An 11455-nucleotide genomic window follows, 5' to 3' on the forward strand; every position below is an offset into this window, starting at 1 on the left:
CTGCTCCCTCGACGGGCCGACCGGGACCGGGCCGCTCGACGTCGTGCGGGCGCCGGGCTCGGGTGACGACGCGATCGTCGATGCCGCACGGGCAGCGGTCGACGCCGGCCACGCACCCGTCGTCGTCGTGACGGCCGACCGCGAGCTGCGGGGACGGGTCGAGGCGCTCGGCGCTACCGTGCGCGGCCCGGGCTGGCTGCGCGACCAGCTCTAGGCGCGATCGCCCTCGCACGGTGCGAGGGAGCGCGCCGCGGCCCGCGCTACGCCGGCACGTACCGCCGCGACGACACCGCGATCGCGACCCACGACAGCACCCCGAGGCCGACGACCACCCACAGCACGATCGGCACCGCGACGACGTTCGCGATCGCCGCGATGACGGCCGGCGCCAGGAACCCGGCGTAGGCGGCCGCGTAGAACACCCCGGTCAGTCCGGCCAGGTCGCGGGGTCCGGCGATCCGCTGCACCTCGAGCAGCGACGACACCAGGGCGATCCCGATGCCGAGGCCGATCACCACGTTCGCGACCAGGCCGATCGCCACGGACTGCAGCTGGATTGCGACGACGACCACGGCGATGCCGGTGGTCATGAGTGCCACCGCGGTCAGGATGCCGCGCGCCGACAGCAGGGAGTGCAGGCGCGCGGCGAGCGGCTGTACGGCGCTCGACACCCCGAGGGCGACGACGGTCGTGGCGGTCGCGAACACGAGCCCCCACGTCCCGGTGGCACCGGCGAGCTTCGTCGGCAGGTACCCGTAGCCGATCGCCGCCGAGCCGAAGATCCACGGCGCCGCGACGAGCACCACGCGGGTGAACCGCCGGTGCCCGGCACTCGGTACGGCGAGCTGGCGCCACCACGGCCCCGGCAGCCCGCCCGTGCGGTTCGTCTCCGGCGTCCGCCACACGACGACGGCGAAGGGGACCGCGACGCAGATGTGAACGAGGAACGGCAGCACCTCGGGGATCGGACCCCACTGCGCGATGAGCCCGGCGACGAGGGCACCCGATGCCGACCCGAGGGTGAACGCGAGCGAGGCCCGGCGTGCACCGGACCCGGCGTCGGCCGACGGGTCGAACCGCCCCTGCGAGAGCTCCTTCACCCAGCTGTTGCCGACCGCCATCGCGATGCCGACCGTGATCCCGGAGAACAACCGCCCGGCCATCAGGAACCCGGCGCCGAACGGACCGAACGCCAGCAGCCCGCTGCCGACGACCGCCGACGCGATGCCCACGAGCATCAGCGGCCGGCGTCCGTGCCGGTCGGACAGCGACCCGGCGACGAGGAGCGCCGGCGCGAGGCCGAGCACGTAGACGCCGAGGAAGACGGTGACGAGGAACGACGAGTAGTGCGCCCGCTCCTCGTACATCAGCAGCAGTGGCGAGAACTGGTTGCCGCCCCACGAGCACACGAACACGGCACCCCAGACCGCCACCCACGGCAGGACGCGGACGTTCGGGACGGCGATCGAGTCGGTCCCCGCGCTCACAGGGCACCCCGGTGCGATGCGACGTGGGTACTGAGCACCTCGGCGTAGCGGGCGGCGTCGCCCGCCTCGAGTGCGGCGGCGAGGGCTCGGTGGTCCTCGAGCGACGCCTGGAGCTGTGACGGCTGCAGCCGCATGAGGTGGTGCCGCAGCCGCTGCTGCCGGTCCCGCAGGGTGCGCGCGAACAGCACGGCGATCGCGTTCCGCGACGCCGCGATGACGGCTCCGTGGAACTCCGCGTCCACCTCGACGAACCGGTCGACGTCACCGGTCGCGACCGCCTGTTCCTGCTCCACGAGCATGGCCTGGAGGCTCGGGGTGACGTCCGCCACGCGGCCGTCGGTCACGACGCGGGTCGCCGCCGTCGACTCGATCGCCTCCCGCATCTCGAGCACGTCCGCCGCCTCGTTCGGGGACATCGGCCGGACCACGGCGCCCTTCCGGGACTCGAGGGTGAGCAGGTCCTCGGCCGCGAGACGCAGGAACGCCTCGTGCACGGGTGTCCTGGAAACGCCGATCTCCTGACTGAGGGCGTTCTCGCTGATGGCGGTGCCGCCGGGCAGGTCGCCGCGGATGATCGCGCGCTTGACGTGCTCGTAGGCCCGCTCGGACGCGGCCTGACTGGTGACGGGTGTGCTCACGATCACCGATCCTAGCTCTTGCATGCAACGGTGCATGCTGATGGTCTTCGAAGTGTTGCTGAGTGCAACCGGGACGCCGGGCGCCGTGCGCGGATACGCTGGGCCACCACGTCAACGGAGACGTGGACGACAGGAGGACCCGATGGAGCGGATCACCAGGGCCGACGATCGCGTGCACCGCCCGGCAGGGCCGTGGACACCGACCGTGCACCGGCTGCTCGCCCACCTGCACGAACAGGGGTTCGTCGCGGCCCCCGAGCCGATCGAGCACGGCGACACCCTCGAGACCGTGTCGTTCGTGCCCGGCACCGCGGGGGAGTACCCGTGGACCGCCGACGTCGCCAGCGAGGCCGCCCTCGTCACGAGTGCACGGCTGCTCCGGCACTACCACGACGCCGCGGCGACCTTCCCGCGGGACCCGTCGCGCGACGTCTGGTCACAGGCGGACCGGCTGCCCGTCGAGACGATCGTGCACGGCGACTTCGCACCGTACAACTGCGTGTACGACGGCATCGCCGCCGTCGGCCTCATCGACTTCGACACCGCCCACCCCGGGCCGCGGGTGTGGGACGTCGCGAGTGCCGTGTACCGGTTCGCCCCGTTCACGACCGGCGTCGTCGAGGGTTCCACGGCACCGTCCCTCGACGAACGGCTCGATCGTGCGGCGGAGTTCTGCCGCGCCTACGAGCTCGACGCCCGGTCGCGCGCGGTGCTCGCCGAGACGATCACGGGCTCGCTCGTCGCGCTCGTGACCACCATCGAGACCGAGGCCTCGGCGGGCAACCCCAAGTTCGTCAGCGACCTCGCGCACGGACACGCCGACCTGTACCGGGCCGACGTCGAGTACATCGAGGAGCACGCCGCCGAGATCACCGCGGCCGTCGCCTGACGGTGGTGCCGGGCATGCTGGTGCCATGACGACACCGGCGCAGCTCCGCACGATGCGCCTCGCCGCGCAGGGGATCGCCGTGCCCGGGCTCGGGCCGACCGCCGCCGTCGAGCGGATGACCGCGGTGCAGGGGCAGGACCTCGGCCAGGTGCTCTGGGCGATCGGGGTCCGCGCTCCCGGTGCGACGCGCGACGACGTCCGCGCCGCGTTCGACCGGGCCGAACTCGTCCGGTCGTGGCCGATGCGCGGGACCCTGCACGCGATGCGGCCCGACGACCTCCGGCTCCTGCTGTCCCTGACCGCCGAGCGCACCCTGCGGAGCATCGCCCGACGCGCGACCGAGCTCGGCATCGACGACGCGCTGCTCGGACGAGCCCGCGACACCACGGTCACCGCGCTGTCCGGCGGTCGGTCCCTCGTCCGCGACGAACTCTTCGACGTGTTCCGTGCCGACGGCATCGACCCCGCGGCCGGACGCGGGTACCACCTGCTGCTCCAGCTCTCGCAGGAGGGCCTGGTGGCGTGGGGTCCCACCGCCCGCGTCGGGCAGGGACTCGTCCTGCTCGACGAGTGGGCACCGCCCGCGTCGCCGGTGCCCGACCGTGACGAAGCCCTCCGCCGCGTGCTCGTCGGGTACCTGCGCGGTCGTGGTCCGGCGACCGTCGCCGACGCGGCCTCGTGGACGAAGCTGCCGCTCGGCGAACTCCGGCGTGCCCGGGCCGCTGCCGGCGACGTCGTCGAGGACCTCGGCGACGGACTCCTCGCCCTCGCCGACCGTCCGTCGACCGGTGGTGTCCCGACGGGGCACCTGCTGCCGGGGTTCGACGAGTACCTGCTCGGGTACGCCGACCGGTCGGCGCAGCTCGACCCCCGGTACGCCGATCGCGTGGTGCCCGGCGGCAACGGGATGTTCCTGCCGATGGCCGTGGTCCGGGGGCGGGTCGTCGGCACCTGGACCCGCACGGAGCGCTCCCGTGACGTCCGGGTCACGGTGACGCCGTTCGAACCGCTCGACGCCGCGTCGGTCCGCGCACTCGAGGCAGCAGCCGGCCGCTACGGCGCGTTCCTGGCGACCCCCGTCGCCTTCGACCTGACCTGAGCGGTCCGGCGGCCGACCGCCGGGGCCGCGCCGCGCCTCCAGGCCGCCGCCGCTGCCATCGTGCCGGGTCGCACCCCCGTACGGACGTCGCACCCCCGCACACCGGGGCGCGACGTCCGCACCGGGGTGCGATCAAGCGAGGGCCCGCCGACGGGCCGCCGCCGCAGGCCGCGCACGCACGCCGCCGCCGTCGATCCGGGTCGCACCCCCGCGCGGACGTTGCACCCACGCACACCGGGGCGCGACGTCCGTACCGGGGTGCGATCGATCGCGCACCCGGGGCGCGTCGTATCGCGCACCCGCCGCCCGCAGGCAGCACCCAGCCGCCACGCGGCGGACTCCGACGCTCCCTCGGGTAATGTCGCAGGGCCATGACCGACAGCCCGGCCGACGCCACCCCGTACGAAGTCCTCGGCGTCCGCGCGACCGCCGACGACGACGAGCTCCGCCGCGCGTACCGCCGGGCCGCCCGCGAGTCCCACCCGGACCTCGGCGGCGACGCCCGCCGCTTCCGCCAGGTGCAGATCGCGTGGGAGCGCATCGGCACGCCCGCCGCGCGCCGCGCCTACGACGCCGGCTCCCGCGGCTCGTCCGGGCAGGGCGCGTCCGGTCCGTCGGGCACCTCGGCCTGGAGGCCCGACTCCGGTCGCGACGCCTACGCACCTCCGGCGGCCCGTCGCGATTCACGGCCCCGGGCCCGGTCCCACGGACATCCCGGCGGTCGCTCGCGCGAGGTCTTCCTGCAGGCCGAGCGCGAGTGGGTCGGCCTGGGCGACCCCATCGAGGACCCGTACGACCCGACGCTCATCCGCTCGGCGCCCCGACACATCCGGCGGCTCCTCGCCGAGGCCCTCGCCGAGGAGTCGACCGCGTCGATCATCTCCGAGATGGGCATCGGCGTGACGGTCTGGCACGACCTCGACGCCGGCGCCGAGGGCAAGCTCGACCACGCGGTCCTCACGCCGAGCGGGCTCTGGGCCGTGGAGTCCATCGACTGGGGCGCCCCGGTCCGCGTCGAGCACGGGGAGATCGCGGGGGAGACCCTCGCGCCCGGGGAACGCCCCGTGAAGGAGCTCGTCCGCGCGGCCCGAGCGGTGCAGAAGCAGACCCGCGTGAAGTTCACCGGGCGGCTGCTGGTCGTGCCGGACTCCGCGGTCGACGAGGACGTGCAGGTCGTCGGATCGCCCCGCAAGCCCACCGCGCTCGTCGTGCGGCGGAGCGCGCTCGGTCAGGTGCTGAACGGGGTGTTCTCGCCGGAGGGGTCGGTCGACGTCTTCGAGCTCCGCGACCGCCTGCAGCAGACCGTCCGCTTCGTCTGATGCCCGACCGCGTCGTGGGTCAGTAGCCGCGGAGCTTCTCGAGGTCGCGGCGCTCCCGCTTGCTCGGACGTCCGGCGCCGCGCTCGCGCATCGGGACGAAGCCGGCCTCTTCCTTGGGGAGCCGCGGCGGCGTCTTGTCCTCGAAGTGCTTCGCGGCCTCGAGCGCGCTCGTCCGCTTGAGGATGATCCCGGTCACGACCACGATCCGGTCGAACCCGTTCTGCCGGACCCGGACCTCGTCCCCGGGGCCGATCGGCTGCGCTGGCTTGGCGCGCTCCCCGTTCACCCGGACGTGACCGGCCTTGCACGCGGCGGTCGCGGCGGAGCGGGTCTTCGTGATCCGCACCGCCCAGATCCAGCTGTCCACGCGTGCCTTGGCCATCCCCTCACTCTAGGCGCGCGTCCTACGCTGGCGGTGTGACGGAGACCGGGCAGGACGCGATCGCGCGGGCGTACGCCCTCGGGGTGCTGCGCGAGGCGGCGATCGGGGACCGGCTCGTCGTCCGGGCGCACCACGGCGGGGGAGCGCGGGACGCCCTCGGGGTCCTCGTCGATCGCGCCACCGACACCGTGGTGATCGACACCCGCCGGGGGCCGGTCGAGGTCGCGCTGGCCGACGTCGTCGCCGCGAAGCCGGTCCCGCCGCCACCCGCGCCGCGCTCCCGCCGCGCCTGAACCCCGGCGGGCGCTGAACCCGCGCGGCCCCTGAACCCACGCGGCCCCGGCGAGCCGCGCCCGACCGCGGGCCGCCCCCGACGTAGCCTCGTGCCATGGCCGTCCCCGCTCCGCTCGGCACCGAGGACCGCACCGCCCGCCTGACCCTCCGCCGCCCCGACGCCTGGCGTCGCGAGGACTCGGCCCAGGCGGACCTGCGCGTCACCGGCGACGACGTCGTGCTCACCGTCCGCTCCCGTCCCAGCGACCGGACGATCGCCGAGGAGCACACCAGCCTGCTCGAGCGGCTGCCCGGGTCGGTCGACGGACTCCGGCTCATCGGCAGCGACCCGTGGACCACCACCGGGGCCCCGGCGCGCCTGGTCGAGTACGTCCGCCCCGACGAGGACGACGACATCGCGGGTGCGCACCTGCTCTTCGTCACCGGCCGGCACCGCGTGGACCTCACCATCGAGCGGCCCCTCGCGCGCATGCTCGCCACCGACGACCTCGTGTTCGCGCTGCTCGACACCGTCCGCGCCACCGAACCGACGCCGTCCCGGGTGCAGCGTGACCTCGAGGCGCTGCCCGACCCGGCACCCGCACCGGAGGTCGACGGCGTGCACGTCAGCCCCCAGGCGCTCGGCACCCTCCGCAGCCTCGCCGGGCGCCGCTGGAACCCGACCCTGCTCCGGACGCCCGCCGGCCGCGAGCTCATAGACGTCGGCCTGGTCGGCCGCCTCGGCACGCTGCCCGAGTCCACCCAGACCCTGCTCGAACCCTGGGCGGGCGACGCCCAGCCGGTCACCTTGGAACAGCGGCTGCCCGACGGGCGCACCACGCGCCTCCAGGCCTGGTCGGAGACCGTCGTCGACGGGACGGACGAGGCGGACGCGGTGATCACCGGGCTGTCGGCCGAGCGCGTGGTCGCGGTGCTGGCCGGGAGGCTCGGCATCGGTCCGGCATGGACCTTCCCGTTCCGCACGGGGTCGCTCCGGGCAGACCTGCTCGGCCGGAGGACCGGCGGAGCGGAGAGCGCTCCGGACCTGCCCGCGGCGATCGCGGAGGCCGATCCGCGGCTCGCGCGCTTCTGGGCGGCGCCGTGGACGGTGTCGTCGCTCCGGCGGCCCGGCAAGCCGAACCCGATCCTGGTCGTGCGTGCCGAGGGGCAGGGGTTCGCTCGCGTCGGACGCACGGAGGCCGGGGAGACCGCCTTCTCGACGGACTCCCCGGCCAACGTGTACCGGTCCCTGGTGCGTGCGCTGCTGGGTTGAAGACCCTTACGCGGCGGGGCCGGCGGTGAGGGTCACCGTCACGGTCTTCGCGGCGCCGGTGCTGTCGGTGTAACCGACCGTCACCTTGTCACCCACCGAGTGCGACTGGATCGCCGAGGTCAGGGCGTCCGAGCTCGCCACCGCGGTGCCGTCGATGCTCGTGATGGTGTCGCCCGCGACGAGGCCGGCACTCGCGGCGCCCGAGCCCTCGACCGTGCCGGCCACGGCGACGCCGCCCGTCGACGCCGTGCCGCTGACCTGGACCCCGAGGAACGCCGGCAGCCCGATGGTGATCGTCGACGAGGACTCGCCCGCGAGGATCTTCTCCGCGATGCTCTTAGCCGTCGTGATCGGGATCGCGTAGCCGGTGACGTCCGCCGTCCCCGAGGACGCCGCGGTCGCCATGCCGACGACCTCGCCCTCGCTGTCGAGGACCGGACCACCCGAGTCGCCGGAGACGATGTCCGCCGCGATCTCGATGAGCCCGGTCAGCGACTCCGTGCCGGTGCCGGTCTCGCTCTGCACCTGGATGTCCTGGTCGGTGGCGGTGACCGAGCCCTCGGCGGCGACGAGGTTGCCGGTGCCCTCGGCGTTGCCGACGTCGGTCACGGTGTCGCCGGTGCTCGGCTCGCCGTCGTCGTCGAGCGTCACGGTGGAGAGCCCGGACGCGCCCTCGAGCTTCAGCACGGCGACGTCGTTCGTGGCGTCCGACCCGACGACGTCGGCCTTGTACTCCTTGCCGGTGGTCTCGTCGGTGACGGTGATGCTCGTCGCGCCCTGGATCACGTGGTTGTTCGTCAGGATCGTGCCGTCCGAGGTCAGGACCATGCCGGTGCCCGCGGCCTGCGACGACGCGTCGTAGTTCAGGACGGTGTTGATCGTGACGACGCCCTTCTTCTGCGCGGCGGTCGCGGCGGTCGCCGGCGACTCGGTGCTCGTGCCGCTGCCGCTGTCCGTGCCGCTGCTGCCGCTCCCGCTCCCGCTGCCGTCGCCCGGGACCGTGAAGCCGTTCGTGCCCGAGCCGGTGTCCGGCAGGGTGGTGGTGCCCTGCGACTGGCTCGACGTCGTGGTGGTGTGCTGCGAGGAGAGGCCGAGCGCGGTCCCGCCGGCGGCACCGACGATCGCGAGGGCCGCGATACCGGAACCGATCACCAGCCCGAGGCGACGCGGACGCTTCCGGCCGTGGTCCGCCGTCGCCGCGCTGGCCGCCCAGCCGTACTGCGGGGTGTGCAGGCTGGCGGTGCCGGCGAACTCCGGGCTGCCGATGCGGAACGGACCACGGCCGTCGGGGGCGTATGCGTAGGGGCCGGAGCCGTCCGGCGCGTAGAGGTAGGGGCCGCTGCCGTCGAACGCGTACGCGGAGCGCAGCGTCGACGGGTCGACGTGGCCGGTGCCGTGCTCGGCGGGGGATCCGGCTCCGGCGGCGGGGTTCGGGGTCTCGTTCATCGGTGCTCTCCGGTCGTCCTCGACGACCCGGTCGGGCGTCGATGAGTACGAGTACAAGCCCGTTCCCCATGACGGACCTATGAACGAACCCTGCGCCCGCTCCGGGCTTGCTCGGGGGTCGCCGAACGAGGTGAACCGTTAGGGTTGCCTTACTTCCCATGCGTTCCCCGTCGCCCACGCCTCCCGCGCCCAGCTCCGTGTCCCGCCTCGTCGGGGCGACCGTGCTGGCGGTGGTCGTCCTCGCCGTGGCCGTCGCGCTCTCGGTGGCGTTCGGGTCGCGGCCGATCCCGCTCGGCACCGTGCTCGACACGGTCCTGCACCCGGGACGGAACGACGAGATCGGGCTCATCGTCCTCGGCAACCGGGTCCCGCGCACGATCGTCGGCCTGCTCGCGGGGTCGGCCCTCGGCGTCGCCGGCGCCGTCATGCAGGGTGTCACGCGGAACCCCCTCGCCGACCCCAGCATCCTCGGCATCAACTCCGGGGCGGCCCTCGCCGTCGTCGCCGGCATCGCGCTGTTCGGTGTGAGCGGGACCGCCGCCTACCTGCCCTTCGCGTTCCTGGGCGCCGCGCTGGCCGCCCTGCTCGTCTACGGCATCGCCGCCGTCGCACGCCGCGGGCTCTCACCGGTGGGGCTCGCCCTGTCCGGTGCCGTCGTCGCCGCCGCGCTGTCGTCGATCACCACCGCGGTGCTCGTCACCAGTCAGAGCCTGCTCGACCAGCTCCGGTTCTGGCAGGTCGGGGCCCTGGCGGGGAAGGACCTCGGGACCGCGGGGGTCATCACCGTGCCGGTCCTCGTCGGCCTCGTCATCGCGTTCGGCCTCGGCCGGTCGCTCAACACCCTGGCGCTCGGAGACGAACTCGCGGCCTCGCTCGGTCAGCGGGTCGTGCTGGTCCGCGCCGTCGGGGGAGTCGTCACCGTGCTGCTCGCCGGCTCGGCGGTCGCCGCCGCCGGGCCGATCGCGTTCATCGGGCTCGCCGTGCCGCACGCCGTCCGCCGGCTGAGCGGACCGGACCACCGCTGGACGATCCTGCTCTCCGCCGTCGTCGCGCCCGCGCTGCTGCTCGTCGCCGACGTCATCGGCCGGGTCGTTGCGTACCCCGGGGAGCTGCAGGTCGGGATCGTCACGGCACTGATCGGGGCGCCGGTCTTCATCTGGCTCGTGCGGTCGCGGGCGGTGACGGGTCTGTGACCGCCGTGCACCACGCCCACCACACCGCGTGGCGACGGGAACTCGTCGTGCTCGTCGTCGTCGTGGTGGTCCTCGTCGCGCTCGTGCTCGTCGGCCTGGGCGTCGGTGAGATCCCGCTGTCGCCCGTGCAGGTCGCCGGGGCGCTCGTCGGGCAGGGCGACACCATCTCGGACTTCGTGATCGGACAGCTCCGCGGGCCGCGGGTGGCGGGCGCGATCCTGGTCGGGGCGTCCCTCGGCGTCGCCGGGGGCATCGTGCAGAGCGTCGTGCGGAACCCGATCGCCAGCCCCGACGTCATCGGCATCACCTCCGGCGCGAGTGCCGCGGGGATCACCGCGATCGTGTTGTTCGGCGCGAGCGGCGGGACGCTGTTCTCCGTCGTGCTCGTCGGCGCCGTCGTCGTGTCGCTCCTCGTCGCCGGGCTCGCCTGGCGTCGGGGGATCACCGGCAACCGGGTCGTGCTCGTCGGCATCGGTGTCGCCGCGATCTGCCTCAGCGTCACGGGGTGGATGCTCACGAGCGGCACCGTCACGCAGGCCGGCACCGCACTCCTCTGGTTGTCCGGCAGCCTGAACGCGGTCGACCGGAACCTCGTCGGGGTGCTCGCGATCGCCTTCGTCGTGCTCATGGCCCTCGCGCTCGTGCAGTCGTCCCGCCTGACGGTCCTGACGCTCGGCGACGAGGTGGCTTCGGCGCTCGGGCTCCGGCCGAACCGGGCGAAGGTGCTGCTGCTCCTCACGGCGGTGTGCCTCACCGCCGCGGCCGTGGCGACCGCGGGGCCGGTGTCGTTCGTGGCGCTGATGGCGGCGCCGATCGCCCGGCGGCTCGTCGGTGGAGGCCGGGTCGCGCTCGGGCCCACCGCTGCGGTCGGCGCGGCGATCACACTCGCGAGCGACCTCATCGCGCAGTTCGCGATCCCGGGGAACGCGCTGCCGGTCGGCGTCGTGACCGGCGTCATCGGCGCCCCGTACCTGCTCTGGCTCCTCGCTCGCGGTCGCTGACCCAGCGCCACGCCCGCCCGCCCGGTCCGTCGCACCGTGGGCGCGCCTCGGTGAGGTCGCACGTTCGGTCGGTGCGTGCGGCGGCGGGCGGCACGTTGTGCGATCTCGCCGGACGTGAGCGGCGTGTTGCGCGACCGGCGGGGCGGGGCCGCGCCGCGCCTCCAGGTCGCGTGACACGCCGCGGTCGCCTCGGTGAGGTCGCACGTTCGGTCGGTGCGCGCGGCGGCTGGCGGCACGTTGTGCGATCTCGGCGGACGTGAGCGGCGTGTTGCGCGACCGGCGGGGCGGGGCCGACCCGCGCCTCCCGGCAGACCGGCCGGACCACCCGCACCACCGCACCCGCGCGACCGGCAGCGACACGCGCCGGACGTGCACCACGCAACACCGTGCGGTTTCCCGCACGGCACGCCCAGAACCCCCCTTCCGGGTGTCTGCACCGTTCGTTCTGTCCCCGT

General features: G+C 74.3%; 11 protein-coding genes and 1 pseudogene. 8 read left to right on the forward strand and 4 right to left on the reverse strand.

The genetic code is table 11. The features are described from left to right. Nucleotides 1-214: pseudogene (locus BIU96_RS19445) on the forward strand (NTP pyrophosphohydrolase); the annotation flags it as partial. 46 nt (nt 215-260) lie between these two features. On the opposite strand, the gene BIU96_RS11640 reads toward BIU96_RS19445, so the two are convergent. Together BIU96_RS11640 and BIU96_RS11645 are read right to left on the reverse strand one after the other, a co-directional pair. Continuing rightward, on the reverse strand, nt 261-1487 hold the full coding sequence (locus BIU96_RS11640) for an MFS transporter (protein WP_071292784.1): 1227 nt from the start codon (nt 1485-1487) through the stop codon (nt 261-263). After that, nucleotides 1484-2125, reverse strand: coding sequence for a GntR family transcriptional regulator (locus tag BIU96_RS11645; RefSeq protein WP_217642260.1), 642 nt, complete (start codon nt 2123-2125; stop codon nt 1484-1486). Before BIU96_RS11645 ends, BIU96_RS11640 begins: the two co-directional genes overlap by 4 nt. Nucleotides 2126-2267: 142 nt before the next feature. On the opposite strand from BIU96_RS11645, the gene BIU96_RS11650 reads away from it, so the two are divergent. The 3 genes from BIU96_RS11650 (at nt 2268) to BIU96_RS11660 (ending at nt 5432) form a co-directional block, all read left to right on the forward strand. After that, nucleotides 2268-3014, forward strand: coding sequence for a phosphotransferase enzyme family protein (locus tag BIU96_RS11650; protein WP_071292786.1), 747 nt, complete (start codon nt 2268-2270; stop codon nt 3012-3014). Between the two features lie 25 nt (nt 3015-3039). Then, entirely contained in the window at nt 3040-4113 is a 1074-nt protein-coding gene (locus BIU96_RS11655; protein ID WP_071292787.1) for a winged helix DNA-binding domain-containing protein, read from the forward strand. Nucleotides 4114-4484: 371 nt separating this feature from the next. Beyond that, a complete protein-coding gene (locus BIU96_RS11660) occupies nt 4485-5432 on the forward strand; it encodes a J domain-containing protein (RefSeq protein WP_071292788.1) in 948 nt (315 codons plus the stop codon). A 19-nt stretch (nt 5433-5451) separates the two neighbouring features. Here BIU96_RS11660 and BIU96_RS11665 read toward each other — a convergent pair whose 3' ends face one another. Then, nucleotides 5452-5814 carry an RNA-binding S4 domain-containing protein gene (locus tag BIU96_RS11665; protein WP_071292789.1) on the reverse strand — a complete coding sequence of 121 codons (363 nt, stop codon included), beginning with the start codon at nt 5812-5814 and terminating at the stop codon, nt 5452-5454. A gap of 35 nt (nt 5815-5849) precedes the next feature. Here BIU96_RS11665 and BIU96_RS11670 point away from each other — a divergent pair, with 35 nt between their 5' ends. Both BIU96_RS11670 and BIU96_RS11675 read left to right on the forward strand, forming a co-directional pair. Continuing rightward, entirely contained in the window at nt 5850-6107 is a 258-nt protein-coding gene (locus BIU96_RS11670) for a hypothetical protein (RefSeq protein ID WP_254786110.1), read from the forward strand. A 95-nt stretch (nt 6108-6202) separates the two neighbouring features. Then, the gene (locus BIU96_RS11675) at nt 6203-7360 is read left to right on the forward strand and encodes a hypothetical protein (RefSeq protein ID WP_071292790.1); all 1158 of its coding nucleotides are present in this window, start codon (nt 6203-6205) and stop codon (nt 7358-7360) included. A gap of 6 nt (nt 7361-7366) precedes the next feature. On the opposite strand, the gene BIU96_RS11680 is transcribed toward BIU96_RS11675, so the two are convergent. Beyond that, on the reverse strand, nt 7367-8863 hold the full coding sequence (locus tag BIU96_RS11680) for a S1C family serine protease (protein ID WP_254786111.1): 1497 nt from the start codon (nt 8861-8863) through the stop codon (nt 7367-7369). Between the two features lie 101 nt (nt 8864-8964). Here BIU96_RS11680 and BIU96_RS11685 point away from each other — a divergent pair, with 101 nt between their 5' ends. Both BIU96_RS11685 and BIU96_RS11690 read left to right on the forward strand, forming a co-directional pair. After that, nucleotides 8965-9999: an iron ABC transporter permease gene (locus BIU96_RS11685; protein ID WP_139199972.1), complete on the forward strand. Its 1035-nt coding sequence runs from the start codon at nt 8965-8967 to the stop codon at nt 9997-9999. After that, the gene (locus BIU96_RS11690) at nt 9996-11000 is read left to right on the forward strand and encodes an iron chelate uptake ABC transporter family permease subunit (RefSeq protein ID WP_071292791.1); all 1005 of its coding nucleotides are present in this window, start codon (nt 9996-9998) and stop codon (nt 10998-11000) included. Before BIU96_RS11685 ends, BIU96_RS11690 begins: the two co-directional genes overlap by 4 nt. The last annotated feature ends 455 nt before the right edge of the window (nt 11001-11455 follow it).

Origin of the sequence: Curtobacterium sp. MCBA15_008, assembly GCF_001865065.1 — a bacterium.
Classification (GTDB): domain Bacteria; phylum Actinomycetota; class Actinomycetes; order Actinomycetales; family Microbacteriaceae; genus Curtobacterium.